18 protein-coding genes are annotated in these 16,799 nt (G+C 40.5%); 9 read left to right on the top strand and 9 right to left on the bottom strand.

Features of this window, described 5'->3' with window-relative positions; genetic code table 11:
* Positions 1–275 precede the first annotated feature (275 nt).
* Entirely contained in the window at positions 276–953 is a 678-nt protein-coding gene (locus H4J41_RS16170) for a DUF2982 domain-containing protein (RefSeq protein WP_182137174.1), read from the bottom strand.
* 142 nt (positions 954–1,095) lie between these two features.
* Between H4J41_RS16170 and arfA the strand changes: the two genes are divergently transcribed.
* Positions 1,096–1,299, top strand: a complete 204-nt coding sequence (gene arfA / locus H4J41_RS16165) for an alternative ribosome rescue factor ArfA (protein WP_182137173.1) — start codon at positions 1,096–1,098, stop codon at positions 1,297–1,299.
* An 85-nt stretch (positions 1,300–1,384) separates the two neighbouring features.
* Here arfA and H4J41_RS16160 read toward each other — a convergent pair whose 3' ends face one another.
* The 5 genes from H4J41_RS16160 to cyaY all read right to left on the bottom strand — a co-directional run bounded on the left by H4J41_RS16160 (position 1,385) and on the right by cyaY (position 6,146).
* A complete protein-coding gene (locus H4J41_RS16160; RefSeq protein WP_182137172.1) occupies positions 1,385–2,575 on the bottom strand; it encodes a heme biosynthesis HemY N-terminal domain-containing protein in 1,191 nt (396 codons plus the stop codon).
* On the bottom strand, positions 2,575–4,059 hold the full coding sequence (locus tag H4J41_RS16155) for a uroporphyrinogen-III C-methyltransferase (RefSeq protein WP_182137171.1): 1,485 nt from the start codon (positions 4,057–4,059) through the stop codon (positions 2,575–2,577). Before H4J41_RS16155 ends, H4J41_RS16160 begins: the two co-directional genes overlap by 1 nt.
* A gap of 67 nt (positions 4,060–4,126) precedes the next feature.
* Positions 4,127–4,885 carry a uroporphyrinogen-III synthase gene (locus tag H4J41_RS16150; protein ID WP_182137170.1) on the bottom strand — a complete coding sequence of 253 codons (759 nt, stop codon included), beginning with the start codon at positions 4,883–4,885 and terminating at the stop codon, positions 4,127–4,129.
* Entirely contained in the window at positions 4,872–5,804 is a 933-nt protein-coding gene (hemC, locus tag H4J41_RS16145; protein WP_182137169.1) for a hydroxymethylbilane synthase, read from the bottom strand. The genes H4J41_RS16150 and hemC overlap by 14 nt, the downstream gene beginning before the upstream one ends.
* 21 nt (positions 5,805–5,825) lie before the next feature.
* Entirely contained in the window at positions 5,826–6,146 is a 321-nt protein-coding gene (gene cyaY, locus H4J41_RS16140; protein ID WP_182137168.1) for an iron donor protein CyaY, read from the bottom strand.
* Between the two features lie 110 nt (positions 6,147–6,256).
* On the opposite strand from cyaY, the gene H4J41_RS16135 reads away from it, so the two are divergent.
* The 6 genes from H4J41_RS16135 to uvrD all read left to right on the top strand — a co-directional run bounded on the left by H4J41_RS16135 (position 6,257) and on the right by uvrD (position 12,338).
* A complete protein-coding gene (locus tag H4J41_RS16135; RefSeq protein WP_182137167.1) occupies positions 6,257–6,427 on the top strand; it encodes an LPS translocon maturation chaperone LptM in 171 nt (56 codons plus the stop codon).
* Positions 6,428–6,438: 11 nt separating this feature from the next.
* A complete protein-coding gene (gene lysA, locus H4J41_RS16130) occupies positions 6,439–7,689 on the top strand; it encodes a diaminopimelate decarboxylase (protein ID WP_182137166.1) in 1,251 nt (416 codons plus the stop codon).
* 17 nt (positions 7,690–7,706) lie between these two features.
* Positions 7,707–8,537, top strand: coding sequence for a diaminopimelate epimerase (gene dapF / locus H4J41_RS16125; RefSeq protein ID WP_182137165.1), 831 nt, complete (start codon positions 7,707–7,709; stop codon positions 8,535–8,537).
* Complete coding sequence (locus tag H4J41_RS16120) at positions 8,534–9,244, top strand: DUF484 family protein (protein WP_259364469.1); 711 nt, start codon at positions 8,534–8,536, stop codon at positions 9,242–9,244. Before dapF ends, H4J41_RS16120 begins: the two co-directional genes overlap by 4 nt.
* An 11-nt stretch (positions 9,245–9,255) precedes the next feature.
* On the top strand, positions 9,256–9,981 hold the full coding sequence (locus H4J41_RS16115; RefSeq protein ID WP_182137164.1) for an HAD-IA family hydrolase: 726 nt from the start codon (positions 9,256–9,258) through the stop codon (positions 9,979–9,981).
* Between the two features lie 182 nt (positions 9,982–10,163).
* Positions 10,164–12,338, top strand: a complete 2,175-nt coding sequence (gene uvrD, locus H4J41_RS16110; protein ID WP_182137163.1) for a DNA helicase II — start codon at positions 10,164–10,166, stop codon at positions 12,336–12,338.
* 143 nt (positions 12,339–12,481) lie between these two features.
* Here uvrD and rarD read toward each other — a convergent pair whose 3' ends face one another.
* Positions 12,482–13,393, bottom strand: coding sequence for an EamA family transporter RarD (gene rarD, locus H4J41_RS16105; RefSeq protein WP_182137162.1), 912 nt, complete (start codon positions 13,391–13,393; stop codon positions 12,482–12,484).
* Between the two features lie 91 nt (positions 13,394–13,484).
* Positions 13,485–13,940 (bottom strand): thioesterase family protein, encoded by a 456-nt coding sequence (locus H4J41_RS16100; RefSeq protein WP_182137161.1) that lies wholly within the window; start codon positions 13,938–13,940, stop codon positions 13,485–13,487.
* 124 nt (positions 13,941–14,064) lie between these two features.
* On the opposite strand from H4J41_RS16100, the gene recQ reads away from it, so the two are divergent.
* Positions 14,065–15,867: a DNA helicase RecQ gene (recQ, locus tag H4J41_RS16095; protein ID WP_404842459.1), complete on the top strand. Its 1,803-nt coding sequence runs from the start codon at positions 14,065–14,067 to the stop codon at positions 15,865–15,867.
* Positions 15,868–15,949: 82 nt separating this feature from the next.
* Here recQ and H4J41_RS16090 read toward each other — a convergent pair whose 3' ends face one another.
* On the bottom strand, positions 15,950–16,249 hold the full coding sequence (locus H4J41_RS16090; RefSeq protein ID WP_182137159.1) for a cytochrome c: 300 nt from the start codon (positions 16,247–16,249) through the stop codon (positions 15,950–15,952).
* A 194-nt stretch (positions 16,250–16,443) separates the two neighbouring features.
* On the opposite strand from H4J41_RS16090, the gene H4J41_RS16085 reads away from it, so the two are divergent.
* Entirely contained in the window at positions 16,444–16,758 is a 315-nt protein-coding gene (locus H4J41_RS16085; RefSeq protein WP_182137158.1) for a DUF3630 family protein, read from the top strand.
* Positions 16,759–16,799 lie beyond the last annotated feature (41 nt).

Below are 16,799 nucleotides of genomic sequence, written 5' to 3'. Positions count from 1 at the left end.
CATCAGCCTTAATTTATTTTCTGCGCACAACTAAATCATAAACCTCATAGAACAGATATAAGGTGCAAATGCCAAACTTGCATGTCTGGCTGCTCATCAGGGTTGAGACATGTATCATTTACAGAGATTGTTTTAAAAATTATTGATGCTCACTATATGCGTATACTCATAAATAATATTAGGTTTATGCCCTTAAGGGCAGCTTGGAACCAACAGTGGTTTAGCGAAGAATGAATAATTCAATTTCAGTTGTTACAAATTAAACAACGTTGATATTAACTATAGGCTTCTTTCGCATTAGCTAAGTATGTATTTGCCAAAAATACAAAGTCGTCAATTGAGTCATTTAAATTGCTTGCGGCAATAAATAGGTGCGCGCCAAGTGCATGATGCAATACCTCACTATGATGCATAAAAGCGGCTAATGGCCCTTTAATGATGCTACCATCCTTTAAAACGTAAGGTTCAAAATTTAAAATACCTTGCTCAAAGGTTAGCAATTGATGCTTAATACAATAGTGAATTAGGGGCTTTTGTTCGTGGATCATTCGGTTGGCTAAACGCAGCGAGATATTGTTTGCTAGGCTATCTATCGAACTTAGTTTTATGCCAACGTAATTTAATTCTTCACGGCTGAGGCCGACCGTATTGGTCACGCAATGTAGGTTGCGGATCTGTTGCCAATTAAATTGCCAACGACCATGACGATGATGAAAAGTTAAGGTTTCAGCTGTCAGGATCAAGCTGTGTGCTGGTTCAGCTAACTTTAGTAAACCGATAAATATCGTCACTAAGCAAGCGAGGACCATAAACATCAAAGGAAAGCGGGCTTGCTGCCAATAATAGCTGCATAGCCAAGCCATAATAAGTAAAGCTATAAACCCAGTTAAGGTGATAAATAAACCATGATGACGGGCGACGGCTTTAATTTTTATTACATTATTATTTTTCATAAGTTTTTATGATGGTAATTAATTAATCTTATTTAAAATTTTTGCATAATTTTTTGATTCGTATATACTCTGCGCGTTTTGGCTGCGAAGCAATAATTTTGTAGTAATTTAACTTAATAAACCAAGTAAAAGGTAAACGAATATGACTAAGACTAAAGTAAAAAAACACCAAGAAAATCAAGGTGGTTGTGAATTAGGCCGTGGGGTTATTAAAGATAATTTTTTAGCCGCTGTTGTTACGTCCAGATTGTATAAACAGCAAATAGTTACCGCTAAAAAAGGTAAGGGTGCTTATCAAAGAACACAAAAACATAAAGGACAAGAGTCCTATTTAATAGCGGTTTAAGCCCTTAGGTTGTAACCATTATTAAATAGGGCTTTTAAGCTTTATACATTTACCTACTGCTGATCAGTGTGTTAGGCGCGAGTGATTATGCGTGAATTTTTCTCAGGACTTGATTCGCCTTTTCAAGTTGTCCTTGGTGTTCAAGAACTTGTGAAAAAGCCAGTAAATCGACTTTATCATACTGCTTCTCTTCCAAGTTAACTAAGCTATTAAATGCCTTTTCTGCTAACAGCCATTGCTGTGAAACCTTGGCAAAGTGGGCAACCAATGACAACCAAAGAGCATTTTGTGGCGCACTGTGTAAGTGTTTCTGTGCCGCCGCCATTAACTCATCAGCTTGGGTAATAGGTAATGTTCTGACCGCTTTTAACAGGTTAATTGCCGCCCCTTTCTTTATTATTGGTAATAATAGTTTGGCTAAAGGTGCATTAACTTGGTTTTCTGCTAAGACCTGACAATAAGCAAGCACGACTGTTTCTGATTGCTTCACTTTCTTCGGCAGTTGCTGATAATAATCCATCAAAGCATTATTATCATGTTGTTTAATTTGGCTATTAAAAGCGCCGTAAAAAGCTTGCTGTTGCCATTGCGTGATAGTTTTTTCACTAATCGACTTTTGTTTTTCGGCTGTATTTAACTGCTTAATAACATAGTCAAAACGCTGTTCAATTAAGCTTAACTCTATTTCTAACGATAACAGCCTTGCGTCATGCCCGATATGCTTATGGTATTGATCGATCACAGTACGTGCTTGTGGGTAATTATGCTGACCGATCAGTAATTTAATTTTAATTAATACCGTTTCTAACCCTGGGTCTTTTAAGCTGCTAGTGGTTTGTTCTAGCAAGGATAAATAGTGGTCGGTGTTTGGTTTTAACGCTTGTTTTTGCGCAGCATCTGCGGCAACAAGGTAAGCGATTTGCTCAAAAGATGATGCCTTAGCTGATGATTTAGCTAATAAGTGCTCTGCTTGTTTATAGTCACCTAACACATAGGCTGCAATGCCTTGGTTAAAATCTTTCAGCGCACGTCGACGACTAGCAAAAGCAATTTTATTCCAAGCGCCGAAGCTAAAATTTAGCCCGCCACGGAAAAATTTAAGGCTAAGCAGTAAGGTAATAAAAATCAGCGTTAGCATGATAACGCCAGCAACCACAGTCGATTCTATCACAGTGCCACCAAAGGATATTTGCATATAACCAGGGTCACTAATAAGTGTTGGAGCAACCGCGACTAATGCGATAATGAAAACGATCAGTATAATTATTTTTATCATTACGCGCCCTCTTGCTGATCAACAGCAACCGGTTCAGTAATGCTTTCTTTTGATGCTTGAGCCGCACTGGGCTTTTCTTTCGAAGGTACCACAAGCTGCTTTTTAGTAGATAATAACTGTCTAACTGCTGCTAGAGAATCTAATCTATTCGGGTATTCAGCGCTAATAACTTCATTTTGTAACTTTAGAATAGTATTTGAGAAGTTCTGGTTACCAATATCGCTCATATCAAAATAATCTTTGAGCCAATGATTAATTTCAATTAGCGCTTGCTGATAAATTTCTTGATTCATTTTACTGGCCGCCCATATGGCAGTTTGTAACTTCAAATTTAAATTTTCACGTAAGTTTTGTGTAAACCCGGGAGACATTAATGGTTTCGAATCTGCTGATTTTTTACTAATAGTAAGAAATTTAGCCGTGATACTGTGCCATGTTTTAGCAAGATTCTCCCGCCAATCACTAGGATTTTCGCTTAATTCATCATCGATTTTTTGGTCATTATTTGCTGAAGTATGAGTCTTTATTAACGCTAATTGCTGAGTTTGTTGAGCCAATGTCATCAGTTTTAAAATAGCGTTATCTGTTGTTAGTGTCGGTAGTAATGCTAGCTTGGCGATATCCTGCTGAATAATTTGACGCAAGGCGAAAAACTGGGGGTCATTTAATTGTTTAATACGTAAGTCAGCGTCATTAAGTAAACTAATAGCGGCACTGGTTTCTTTTTCTAACCACAGGCTTCTTGACGCGACTCGAATAAGGTATTCCGCTTCTTGTAACAACCAATCACTAGGTTGGTTGTTACTTAAACTTGCCACTTGCTGCTGTAATTGTGCCAGCGTTTCACTGTGACTTTTTGTCAAGTTCTCACCTTGTTCAAAGTTTTTACGCAGCGCGTTTAGCTCAGCAGTACTTGCTTGTTTACTTTGTGAGAATTGCTGAGCAATACGCTGTTTATTGTCTAACAGTTGTTGGGCAATTTGCTGCTGATTTTCGACTAATTGGCGTTTTACAAGCTCATTAAGTTGCAAGTTATATTGAGCTTTTTGTTGTTCACTCCAATAATAGTGACCCGCACTGGCGGCAATAGCCAATAATGCAATAATTAATGCTACCACTGCCGTTTTTGAAGTTTTCTGCGTACTTTGCTTAGCATGGCTTGCTGTGCTTTTTTCTGCCAGCGTTGCCGTACCGGCAGTTGTCGACTTACTTGATGTGCTAGATGCGGTGTTTTTCACAGATGCGGTGCTCTTATCATGGTTTTTATTTGATGATGGCTGAGTCTCCCTGCTGCTTTGTGCAGCAGTGGCCTTTGTTTTAGCTTCAGTTATATTATCAGCTTTATCTGGAGATTTTTCTGGATTATCAGCCGTTGCCAGTTTATTCGAAGACGCAGATAAGTCGGCTTGATGTTCAACCTGGCTGTCAACCGCTGAAGTATTATTATCGGCTTTGGTTTGCTCGGGTGGTTTTTTATCGCTCATGAACTGATCCCATCTTACATGTTGGCGCTACGCACATTAAATATATTAGGCTAATATGCTGTTTATACTACTTGATATAACTTAATTTCTGCTCATAGGCTAGCGCATTAATAATAGCAGTGGTATTGGCACCATTGGCATTTATTATTCGGCTAATACCCATTGCTTTGGCTTTGAGCGCAATTCTATTACTTGCCACAATCCACAAACATTGCTCTTGCCAGTAATTGTCTGAGTTATCAATTAAGTTTACTATGAATTCTAGCAAAGCGTTACTAGTGATTAAGATACAATTTATCTGCTGTTGATGCCATGTTTTGATAACTTCTGGCGAGCAATTTCGCCAAACACGCCGATAACTTTCAAAATAATGTACCGAGGCGCCACGCTGTCGCAAATCTTCTGCAATAAGTTCTCGGCCACCATCGCCACGGACAATGAGCACGTCTTTTGCCTGTACGTTTTGTAATGGCTGCAACACCAACAGCCCCTCGCTATCATGTTTTGCAGGGACTAAGGCGCTGATGCCTAATGTTTTTAATGCTTGCTCAGTAGCAGCCCCAACCGCGATAACCTCTTTGGTCGACCATGAGGATATTGGCATCAGTTTATTAGCAAACTCTACTGCTGCGACGCTAATAAATATGACCAGTGGACGCGTCAGTTGACTTTGTAATGCTTGTAATTGCTCAAGGCTGGCACCGTCTTGATAATCAAAGCACGGCTGACAATAGCTTTGATAACCCTGTTGTTGCAGGCAATCTTGTAGATCGCGCCCAGCTTTTTCAGGGCGCGTGATTAATATTTTAAGCTTATGCTTGGTCATACACCTGACGAAGAATTTTGCCAGCACCTTTAGCCAATAATTGCTCAGCTAGCTGGTTACCTAATTGCGCAGCTTGGTTAATGTGGCCACGAATTTCACTGGTTAATATTTCACTGCCATCAACCGAGCCAACTAAACCGCGTAAATATATCTCTTGGTTATTAAGCACAGCATAACTGCCAATAGGTACCTGACAACCGCCTTCAAGCGCGCGATTCATCGCACGTTCTGCCAATACGCGAAGACGAGTTTCTTCACAGCTTAGTGGCGCTAACAGTGCTTTAATGGTGACATCGTCAATGCGACATTCGATACCCACTGCACCTTGGCCATTCGCCGGTAACATTACCTCTGGCGCAATATATTCTCGAATACGTTCTGGCATTTCCAAACGAATAAGCCCAGCTGCAGCTAAAATAATGGCGTCATATTCACCATTATCGAGCTTTTTAAGCCGAGTATTGACGTTACCACGTAGGTCGCGAATAGTTAAGTCGGGCCGCAGGGCTTTAATTTGACATTGACGACGTAAACTTGAGGTACCGACAATCGCACCTTGGGGTAAGTCGGCTAAGCTATCAATAGTGTTAGAAACAAAAGCGTCTCGCGGGTCTTCGCGCGGACAAATAATATCTAACCCTAAGCCTTCTGGAAACTCAACCGGTACATCTTTCATTGAATGCACGGCAATATCTGCACGATCTTCTAATATGGCCACTTCAAGTTCTTTAACAAATAAGCCTTTTCCGCCAACCTTGGCCAGTGGCGTATCAAGAATAATGTCACCTTTGGTGGTCATGGGCACTAATTCAACCTGGATACCTGGATGAAAATGCTCAAGTTTTGCCTTAACATATTCTGCTTGCCATAACGCCAGCGCGCTTTTACGCGTTGCAATACGTACGGTTTTTTGGGTCATTTCAGTTACCTTATTCAATATTTATTGTTCAGCAATGACAATAGTTTCTTCTGCTTGTTTGCTGACTGCAGTAGACAGAAACTGCCATAGCTCTCCGCCGCCACGCTTATCAAACCACTGATCATTTTCAAAGTGAAAATGGTGGCCATTAAATTTCGTTGCTACCCAAATTTCATGTAAGGGTGCTTGTTTGTTGATGATGATTTTACTGGCATTTTTAAAGGTGAGGGTTAACATCCCGCCAACACCTTCATAATCGATATCACAACCACAATTTTCGATGGCTTCTTCTATCGCTAGTAAGATGTTCTCAGCGGCTAAGTTGTACTGACTATCATTCATTAACTGTTCCTTTTTACCTGCGCCTTAAGATTGTTTAATCTTTGCTTGGTATTTGTTGGTCATGGCATTATAAAACGTCTATCATGGGAAAAAAATCGAATAAATCAATTATGCGTAAAGAAATTACAATTACTTTTTTTTGTTTGCTTAGTTTAGTCACCATAACAGGCTGCGGCATTAAAGGCCCTTTATATCAAACTCCTGAGCAACAGCAAGAGAACTTACCAAAAACAAGCCCAGAAACTGATAAAAGCAGTGATAAAAGCAATTTAGAACCATAGGAATAACGGCATTGGACTTTTTTAATCGTAAAGAACATTCATTATACGCTGAGCACTGTTCGGTTGCTGAGTTAGCAAAGCAATACGGAACACCACTTTATATCTATTCTCGAGCGACTATTGAGCGCCATTGGCATGCTTTTGACCAAGCGGCTGGAGAGCGCCCACATCTGGTTTGTTATGCCGTTAAAGCTAATAGTAATCTTGCGGTGCTAAATGTCATGGCGCGGTTAGGATCAGGCTTTGATATCGTCTCAAAAGGCGAATTGATGCGGGTGATTGAAGCCGGTGGCGATGCAAAAAAGGTTGTATTTTCAGGTGTTGGTAAAACCTCAGAAGAAATAACTTACGCGCTAAATTTAGGTATTTACTGTTTTAATGTTGAATCAGCGGCAGAATTAGACCGTATCCAAGCTGTTGCGCTAGGGTTAAACAAAATGGCGCCCATTTCATTACGGGTTAATCCTGATGTTGATGCTGGCACACACCCTTATATTTCAACGGGTTTAAAAGAGAATAAGTTTGGTATTAGTATTGAGCAAGCACCTAAGTTGTATCAATACGCCGCCACCTTGTCTCATATTAATATTCAAGGGGTTGATTGCCATATTGGTTCACAGCTGACCGAAATTGCCCCATTTTTAGACGCACTCGATCGAGTATTAAAGTTAGTTGACACCTTAGCCGAACAAGGTATTACATTATCGCATATCGATGTCGGTGGTGGTTTAGGTGTTTGTTACGACGACGAGCAGCCGCCTCACCCTAAAGAATATGCCCAAGCGATTGCACAAAAGTTAACGGGTCGTGATCTCACCCTTATTTATGAACCGGGCCGAGCCATCATGGCCAATGCCGGTATTTTAGTGACCGAAGTAGAATATATCAAAGTCAGTGAAGAGCGTAATTTTGCGATTGTTGATGCAGCAATGAATGATTTGATCAGACCGGCATTATATCAAGCATGGCAGGCGATTATTCCGGTTGAACAACGTGATGATGTGACCAGTGCGCAATACGATGTGGTTGGCCCAATATGTGAAACCGGTGATTTTCTCGGTAAGGATCGAGCGCTGGCAATAAGTGCAGGCGACTTACTCGCCATACGCAGTGCCGGTGCCTATGGTTTTACCATGAGTTCAAATTACAATAGTCGGCCACGTGCTGCTGAAGTGATGGTGGACGACAGCGCAAGTTATTTAGTCAGAAAACGCGAAACCTTAAGCCAATTATGGCTAGGTGAAAGCTTACTACCTTTATAGTGTGAGATTGGATGTAAATGTTAATCAATTTTTCTAAAATGCACGGTTTAGGTAACGATTTTATCGTCATCGATAATGTCACCCAAAATGTTTTTTTATCGAATGAGCAGATTAAACAACTGGCCGATCGAAATTTTGGTATTGGTTTTGATCAAGTGCTCATTGTTGAACCTCCTTATGATCCAGATTTAGATTTTCATTATCGAATTTTTAATGCTGATGGCAGTGAAGTTGGGCAATGTGGCAATGGCGCACGTTGTTTTGCGAAATTTGTGCGCTTAAAGGGTTTAACGAATAAACATAAAATAAAAGTGTCAACGCAATCAGGCAAAATGACCTTGTTTATTGAGCGTGACGGCAATGTCTCGGTCAATATGCCGGTACCACAATTTGAACCAGCAAAAATTCCCTTTACCGCACAAAAAGCAGAAGGCACTTATATTCTGCGTAGCGATGACGAAACCGTGCTTTGTGGTGTTGTGTCAATGGGCAACCCGCACTGCGTTTTAACGGTAGATAATGTCAAAGAAGCACCCGTAGAGCAATTGGGTAGAGCTTTGTCATTGCATGAACGTTTTCCTCAACAAGCGAATATTAGCTTTATGGAAGTGGTGTCAGCTGAATATATTAAACTGCGGGTTTATGAACGTGGTGCTGCTGAAACACTCGCTTGTGGCAGTGGCGCATGTGCTGCTGTTGTTGTTGGCCAGATGCAAAAGAAACTTAATCGACAAGTCTTGGTTGATTTACCTGGGGGGCAATTGAAGATTTTTTGGAAAGGCCCAGGTAATTCGGTCAAAATGACAGGTCCCGCTGTGCATGTCTTCGATGGGCAAATAAATCTATGAATAAAGATAAAAATAAAGTGATGCAAGCAAGTGAACAGACCTTAAAATCAGCTGATGAAATACAGTTAACCGATGAATTAATTGTCAGCTATCTGCAACAGCATCCTGAATTTTTTAATCGTCAAGCCGAGTTTGTTACCGGCTTAAGGTTGCCAGATCATCAACGTGGCGCTATTTCTTTAGTTGAGCGTCAATTGTTACAACAACGCGAAAAAATTCATAATTTGGAAGAAGAAATCACCCAACTCATGGTGATCGCAAGCCAAAATGAACAATTATTTGCCTTATACAGCGATCTTTATTTACGTTTACTCGATTGCACAACCGCAGCAGAATTACTGGATTGTTTGCATCAAGCGACCACTGAGTTGTTATCGTTTGACGCCTTTAAAGTATGGTTAATAAAGCCGGTCGCGGTCAATCACAGTGCTTTAATTACTGATGATTGCGCAGAAATAATGGCCAGCCGATTAAGTAAAGATCAATACTATTTTGGCCGCTTACAACAAAGTGAACAAGCATTAATTTTTGCTCAAGCAAGCTCCGGGTCAGTGGTTTTAGTACGACTGACGCACAACCAAGAAGATATCGGTTTTTTAGCCATTAGTAGCCGAGATGCTGAGCATTTTGATCCGCGTATGGATACCTTATTGCTAAACCAATTTAAAAAATTGGTGGCAAAACTTTTACATCAACATCTCTATTAGGTAGAAACATTGTGAGATTTTATCGCCGATTACAACCCTTTCATGCGATTAGCTTTGATTTAGACGATACCCTATACAGCAATCAACCGATTATGGTGGCGACCGATAAAAAGATGGTCGCTTATTTACACAAAAGCTTGAGTGACTATGGCATTGATAGTCACTTATATCGTTTTGATTTTAGCTTTTGGTGGCCTTTTCGCCAGCAGGTTATCGCACAATCACCAGAACTACAGCATGACGTGGGCTTATTGCGAGAAAAAACTTATTACCTAGGTGCTCTGTCATTTGGCTTAACCAGTATAGAGGCCAATATTTTTGCCGCTACCGCTTTAGCTTATTTTGTTGAGCAACGTAGTAACTTTACTTTACCGCAACAGACCCATGATTTTCTGAGCTTTCTTCAGCGCAAGATGCCACTAGTGGCGATTTCTAACGGTAATGTTGATACCCAAAAAATAGGTATCGCAAAATACTTTACTGAACACTTTCATGCCTCGATTGACAATAAATTAAAACCTGACCGCGATATGTTTGATAAAACCTGTACGGCTTTGCAAATTCGCCCTGAACAACTACTACATGTTGGCGATTGTGGTAAAAATGATGTTTTTGGTGCTATTAATGCTGGCTGTCAAACCGCCTGGTTAAACCCATATAAAGTCGGTAAACCCCTAAAAGTTCTCCCGACGCTTGCGCTTGACAACATTGAGCAGCTCGCCAAAATATTGACATAAATTATTGTATTTATTACTTTTAACTAATAAATTTCAAACAATACAGTCAAAAGCTAGCCTGAAGATGAATTAATGCCAAGTTGATCACTTTATTAGTTAGCTTGGCTAAGGATAGCGTTATCAAAATAGTGCTGAACTTGCTATGATAGGGTTATATTTTCGCTTTTTGATTTTACCTCGCTATGGATGTTTCTGAATTACTTGAGTCGTTGAACGATAAACAACGAGATGTTGTTGCTGCACCACTACAAAATATGCTGGTGCTTGCCGGTGCCGGTAGCGGTAAAACCCGGGTTTTAGTGCAACGTATTGCTTGGTTAATGAAGGTTGAACACGCATCTCCTCATAGTATTTTAGCGGTTACTTTTACCAATAAAGCGGCAGCTGAAATGCGAGCCCGTGTTGAACAAACCGTTGATGGTAATGTACAAGGAATGTGGGTTGGTACTTTTCATGGCTTAGCGCATCGTTTATTGCGTATGCATTTTCAAGAAGCGAAATTGCCACAAAGTTTTCAAGTGCTTGACTCAGACGATCAGCTACGCATGATTAAACGCATTGTGCGCTCGTTAGAACTTGATGAAAAACGCTGGCCTCCCAAACAATTTCTTTGGTATATCAATGGTAAAAAAGATGAAGGCTTACGCCCGCAACATATTGATGCCCAACATGACGTAACAGAAGAGCTTTTTGTTAAAGTTTATCGGGTTTATCAAGACACTTGTGACCGTGCAGGCTTAGTCGACTTCGCCGAATTATTACTTCGCGCCCATGAGCTTTGGTTAAATAATCCAGAGCTATTACAGCATTATCAACAGCGCTTTGCTCATGTCTTAGTTGATGAGTTTCAAGACACTAACGCGATTCAATATGCTTGGTTAACCTTGTTAGGCCAAAAAAGTGGCAAGGTCATGATTGTTGGTGACGACGACCAATCTATTTATGGCTGGCGTGGCGCAAAAATTGAAAATATCCAACGTTTTTTGCAAGACTTTGATGGCGCAAAAACGATTAAACTTGAGCAAAATTACCGTTCATCTGCCAATATTCTCAAGGCCGCTAATCAGCTGATTGACAACAATAATAATCGTCTAGGCAAAGATTTATGGACCGAAGATGATGCCGGTGAAAAAATATCTATTTATACTGCATTCAATGAGATAGATGAAGCACGTTTTATTGCCGGACGCATTGCTGATTGGCAAAAAGATGATGGCTCACTTGATGACGTGGCGATTTTATATCGCAGTAATGCGCAGTCACGTTTAATGGAAGAAGCCTTAATTCAAGCGAAATTACCTTACCGCATATATGGTGGTTTACGATTTTTTGAACGTCAAGAAATTAAAGATGCGCTGGCTTACTTACGCTTATTAAATAATCGTGATGACGATGCAGCCTTTGAACGTGTTATCAATACCCCAACCCGTGGCATTGGTAATCAAACCTTAAGTCTAGTGCGTGATGGCGCAAGAAACTTAGAATGTACCTTGTGGCAAGCCTGCCAACATATGGTGCAAAATAAGGAACTCAAAGGCCGAAGTGCCAAGGTTATTCAACAGTTTATCAATGTTATTGATCAGCTAGAAGACGACTCAAGCAAGTTAAATCTTGATCAGCAAGCCAACTATGTTATTCAACACTCAGGCTTAAAGGCGATGTATCAAGCCGAAAAAGGTGAGCGTGCTGAAGCTCGTATTGAAAACTTAAATGAGCTAGTGAACGCTTGTCAAACTTTTGAGGTTGACCCAGAGCTTGAAGAAGAGCAAAGCCCACTTACCGCTTTTTTAACCCATGCAGCGCTAGAATCTGGTCAGTCACAAGCCGATGATCATGAACCTGCGGTACAGTTAATGACCATGCACTCGGCTAAAGGCTTAGAGTTTCCATTGGTCTTTATTGCCGGTTTAGAAGAAGGCATGTTTCCTTCGCAGCAGTCGGTTGAAGACCATGGTCGCTTAGAAGAAGAGCGACGTTTGTGCTATGTCGGTATGACCCGGGCAATGAAAAAATTATATTTATGCCATGCAGAAAGCCGTCGATTGTATGGTCAGGAAAAAAATCACAAGCCGAGTCGATTTTTGAGAGAACTACCTGACGATTGTACAGAGGCAATTCGTCTGCAAAATCAAGTGAAGAAACCTGTCACAACAGGGAAATTTTCATCGGCCCTGACCTTAGAAACATTTGGTAATTCGGGCTTTAAACTCGGCCAAAATGTTCGTCATAAAAAGTTTGGTGATGGTGTGGTATTAAACTACGAAGGTAGTGGTCCGCAAAGTCGTATTCAAGTTAACTTTGCTGACGTGGGTTGCAAGTGGCTTGTTGTTGCTTATGCGAACTTAGAAACACTGTAAATTTCCAAGACAGTACACTGGCTAACCGTTGCAACGGGTTTAACATCTGTTGTAACGGCCTAGCGCGGCGATTAACCCTGCTTTAAACACCTCTGGCAGATAAAACTTTCTCATCTGTCACTCTTCTGCACTATTTCTTCTCGCTATGTTGTGGCTGTTTTTATCGCCTGTCTTCTCGCTTTTACTGAATCAAAACTAAATATCGCTAATGCGGTCCAGATGCAGGCGAACGTAATTAATTTAGCAAAATATAATGGCTCTTGGTAATAAAACGTTGCCAAAATAAACATGATGCTTGGGCCAATGTATTGAAAAAATCCTAAAGCCGTTAAGGTCATACGTTTTGTGGCAGCAGAAAAGCATAACAAGGGCGCAGTAGTAACAATGCCGGTACAAACCAAGAGCATATTTAATGACATATCATTGTCTAACATATTGGTTGTACTAGTTTTTAAAAACACTAACCAATAAATCAAGGCTATCGGCAACATCATCAGAGACTCGATCAGTAAGCCGACAAATGAGTCTAACGGCATGGTTTTACGTAATAAGCCATAAGTACCAAAAGTGGCGGCCAATGCTAATGAAATCATCGGTAGTGACCCAACCATAAAGAGTTGAATCATCACACCTATAAAGGCGAGTCCAACGGCAAATAGCTGCCAAGGTCGCAAGCGTTCACCTAGAAATATAACCCCTAACGCCACACTGAAAAGTGGATTAATGTAATAACCTAGGCTGGCATCAAGTAAATGGCCATTGTTAACCGCCCATATAAACATAAACCAATTCATGGCAAGCAGTGTCGCTGAAATGGTTAATCGCATAACTATTTTGGGCTGAGTAATAGTGGCAATAAAATTGCGCGATCTTTTGGTCAGCAGCACGACTAAGATTAATAAAACAGTTGACCAAACCACGCGATGTACTAAAATTTCATCGGCGTTAATATGGTCTATTAGTTTAAAATATAGTGGCGCGATACCCCACATAGTATAGGCACTAACGGCACTAATAATACCGCCACGTAAGGCGGTTTTTTCAGATATTGGCATGGAGTAAGTTATGAGTTAAGGTTGGTGAGATAATGACCATAATAGCATTATTGGGCTAAACAACCCATGTTAATACTCAGGATGGCTGCTTTTATCCCACCATATAAGTGCCCGTGCCAAAGGCAATATGGTCACCTTTCTCGTTATGCATCTCCATGCGGGCAACTGCCACCTTACTGCCACTACGAATGATTTTCGCTGTCGCAATAAATTTTTCTCCCCGTCCGGGTCTTAAAAAATCGGTCCGTAAATCAATAGTGCTCAAACGACTTAAGCTTTGTGTAATTATTTCGGGTGATAATTCAGCTAACTGAGTGAGGATATTGGCGGCAGCAACAACGCTACCGGCCAGATCAAGCGCTGAAGCCGTAACGCCGCCATGCAGTATTTTTTGTTCCGGATTACCAATTAGCTTGTCGTCCCAGACAATACTAACAACTGACTCTTGGCTATTAAATTGGGTGATTTCTAAGCCCAATAGCTTGTTAAATGGCATGGCTTGGTTCCAATATTGAGCAAGCTGCATAAACGTCTCTTCATGTGTCATAAAGTTTCCTTTTGGTCCGATGAGATAAAAGAATAACAATAATTATGCTGATATTGAAAATAAATCTCCGCACAAAGCTGTTACTACGTTAAAATGTCGGTCGATTTCACCCAATGAAGACTGTCTGTTGCAAGCCACTTCCCCTACAAGATTAACTGAAGCTCTTAAACATCATTTTGGTTATCAGAGCTTCCGTGCCGGCCAAGAAGACATTATTAATTATGCACTTCAGGGCCGTGACAGCTTAGTATTAATGCCCACCGGTGGCGGCAAATCAATGTGCTATCAGCTGCCAGCAACCTTAATGCCGGGTATCACTATTGTTGTTTCCCCCTTAATTGCATTAATGAAAGATCAAGTTGATGGCCTAGTTAATCAAGGGATATCAGCGGCTTATGTAAATTCTTCACTCGACACTGAGACCATTAACACTATATTTCGACGTTTAAGTCAAGGTGAAATAAAGCTACTTTATGTTGCCCCTGAACGGCTGAAAAATTATTATTTTATTCAAGGTTTATCACAACTCAACATCAGTTTATTTGCGATTGATGAAGCTCATTGTATATCGCAATGGGGACATGATTTTCGCCCCGCATACACACAATTGCATCTGCTAAAGCAAAACTTTCCGCATGTGCCTGTGATGGCGTTAACCGCAACAGCGGATGTGACAACACGCCGAGATATTTTACAACAATTGGCTTTGCATGATCCCTACATTCACCTTGATAGTTTTGACCGACCTAATATTCGTTTTACCTTGGCAGATAAATATCAAGGTGAGCAACAAGTTATGGGTTATATCAACAAGCGTAAAGACGAATGTGGCATCATTTATTGCAATAGCCGTTGGCAAGTTGAAAAACTAGCGAAAAATTTAGCACAAACGGGCATTAATTGTGCGGCTTACCATGCCGGATTAGAGTCTGACATTCGTAATATTATTCAAGATAAATTTGCCAAAGATGATATTCAGATAGTGGTAGCAACAGTGGCTTTTGGGCTTGGCATTAATAAATCCAACGTCCGTTTTGTTATTCACTATGAGCCCCCAAGAACAGTAGAGTCATACTATCAAGAAATAGGTCGTGCTGGGCGTGATGGCTTACCCGCAGAGGCGCTTTTTCTTTATGATGAAAAAGACGTTGAACGTATTAGCAAACGTATTGCAGAAGGTGAAAATGAACAACGCGTTAACGTTGAGTTACAGCGTTTTCAAGCCATGCGAGGTTTTATTGATGCGCAAACCTGTCGGCGTAGAGTGGTATTAAACTACTTTGCCGAGTTTACTGAAAAAAGTTGCGGTAACTGTGATATTTGCTTGGATCCTCCGAGTCAATTTGACGCGACAAAAGCGGCACAAATGGTGCTTTCTTGTGTCTATAGAATTGAAGGCAATGGTGATGTTGAGCATGTGGTGGCAGTTTTACGGGCCGAACTTAATGATAAAATTATTGCCTTGGGTCATGACAAAGTATCAACTTTTGGTATTGGCAGCGACAAAACGCCCAGCTATTGGTTTTCAATCGTACGGCAATTGATTCATTTAGGCTATTTACAACAAGATATCGCTGCTCAGTCGAACTTATGTCTAACACAAGCGTCCGGTGGGGTTTTAAAAGGACAACAGCCGCTGATGTTGGCCACGCCTCGTTTACAAAAAGCGAGCTATTGGCAAGGCAATAAACGCGATAAAGTCTACGATAGAGCCTTATTTGCTAAGCTAAGATCATTGCGTAAAGAAATAGCGAGTCTTGAAGACATAGCACCGTTTATTGTCTTTAACGATGCCACATTAGCTGAATTGGCCAGAGTAAAACCTTTAACGTCAAGACAAATGCTTAATGTCAGTGGTATAGGTGACACTAAGCTTGCACGCTATGGTGAACCGTTTCTCTCTTTGATTAAACAGCACCAAAACTAAAACCTAAGCGAGAGAAAGCGGCAAGAAAAGACAGACACAAAAAAAGCGCCTAATAGCGCTTTTTTAACCTCAAAAATTAAGGTTATTTAAGGCTTGAGTAGTATGCTGAAATGTTAGCAATATCGTCGTCAGATAATGCCATCGCCATAGGGCCCATTACTGCGTTTTTACGTTGGCCTGATCTAAAGTTTTTTAATTGCTGAGCTAGGTAAGCTTCTTTTTGGCCGGCAAGGTTCGGATACATTGGAATAGCGGAAATACCCGCAGCACCATGACAAGCTGAACACATGGCAGTTTTTGCTTTGCCCGCAGCTGCGTCACCAGCGAATGCAGGTGAAGCCATCATAACAGTAGCAGCAATGGCTAAAGTAAATTTTTTCATAAATATTATCTCTCTTTGGTCAATAATTTTTAAAGGATCCTCAGTTGATTATATGTAAAAAGTATACTGTTGTCGTGGCTTTTTTTACGATCGTATCAGGATGAAAGTTTATCTAATATTTTGTGACGCTAAGACAAGTTTTAAGCAACTGATTACGGTTAACTTAACTAAACTTAAACTAAGAAGAAAATGGTATGCAGATAAAAAATAATATAGAAATCATCAATGTTGAGGAAATAAATCCGAGCACTTTACAGCTTAGTTTTAATGTTGAATGGACAATGGATGATAAAACAGCCGTTATTGATCATATTTTACTCAGTGTATCGGCAACAGTGTTGGAGGTTTTACAAGGTGCAGACCTGTATTGTTTAAGAATAAAATATAGTAACTATGAGTTTTTACTCAACTTTGAAGAGTACAGTCATGCATGTTGGCTCGAGTGTATTACAGCGCAAGACCGCACTGGACTGCAGGAAATTAAGCTGCTGTTGTCATCAGGATCTTAGTAGACTTTCAGTCAATGTTATTTAATCACAGCATGATAGTA

The sequence above is a fragment of the Colwellia sp. MB3u-45 genome, assembly GCF_014077005.1.
Taxonomy (GTDB): domain Bacteria; phylum Pseudomonadota; class Gammaproteobacteria; order Enterobacterales; family Alteromonadaceae; genus Cognaticolwellia.
This window is presented reverse-complemented; position numbering and strand designations above follow the sequence as displayed.

Coding starts and splice junctions, on each gene's coding strand:
- H4J41_RS16170 (WP_182137174.1), bottom strand. CDS start 953: ATGAAAAATAATAATGTAATAAAAATTAAAGCCGTCGCCCGTCATCAT.
- arfA (WP_182137173.1), top strand. CDS start 1,096: ATGACTAAGACTAAAGTAAAAAAACACCAAGAAAATCAAGGTGGTTGT.
- H4J41_RS16160 (WP_182137172.1), bottom strand. CDS start 2,575: ATGATAAAAATAATTATACTGATCGTTTTCATTATCGCATTAGTCGCG.
- H4J41_RS16155 (WP_182137171.1), bottom strand. CDS start 4,059: ATGAGCGATAAAAAACCACCCGAGCAAACCAAAGCCGATAATAATACT.
- H4J41_RS16150 (WP_182137170.1), bottom strand. CDS start 4,885: ATGACCAAGCATAAGCTTAAAATATTAATCACGCGCCCTGAAAAAGCT.
- hemC (WP_182137169.1), bottom strand. CDS start 5,804: ATGACCCAAAAAACCGTACGTATTGCAACGCGTAAAAGCGCGCTGGCG.
- cyaY (WP_182137168.1), bottom strand. CDS start 6,146: ATGAATGATAGTCAGTACAACTTAGCCGCTGAGAACATCTTACTAGCG.
- H4J41_RS16135 (WP_182137167.1), top strand. CDS start 6,257: ATGCGTAAAGAAATTACAATTACTTTTTTTTGTTTGCTTAGTTTAGTC.
- dapF (WP_182137165.1), top strand. CDS start 7,707: ATGTTAATCAATTTTTCTAAAATGCACGGTTTAGGTAACGATTTTATC.
- H4J41_RS16120 (WP_259364469.1), top strand. CDS start 8,534: ATGAATAAAGATAAAAATAAAGTGATGCAAGCAAGTGAACAGACCTTA.
- uvrD (WP_182137163.1), top strand. CDS start 10,164: ATGGATGTTTCTGAATTACTTGAGTCGTTGAACGATAAACAACGAGAT.
- rarD (WP_182137162.1), bottom strand. CDS start 13,393: ATGCCAATATCTGAAAAAACCGCCTTACGTGGCGGTATTATTAGTGCC.
- H4J41_RS16100 (WP_182137161.1), bottom strand. CDS start 13,940: ATGACACATGAAGAGACGTTTATGCAGCTTGCTCAATATTGGAACCAA.
- H4J41_RS16090 (WP_182137159.1), bottom strand. CDS start 16,249: ATGAAAAAATTTACTTTAGCCATTGCTGCTACTGTTATGATGGCTTCA.
- H4J41_RS16085 (WP_182137158.1), top strand. CDS start 16,444: ATGCAGATAAAAAATAATATAGAAATCATCAATGTTGAGGAAATAAAT.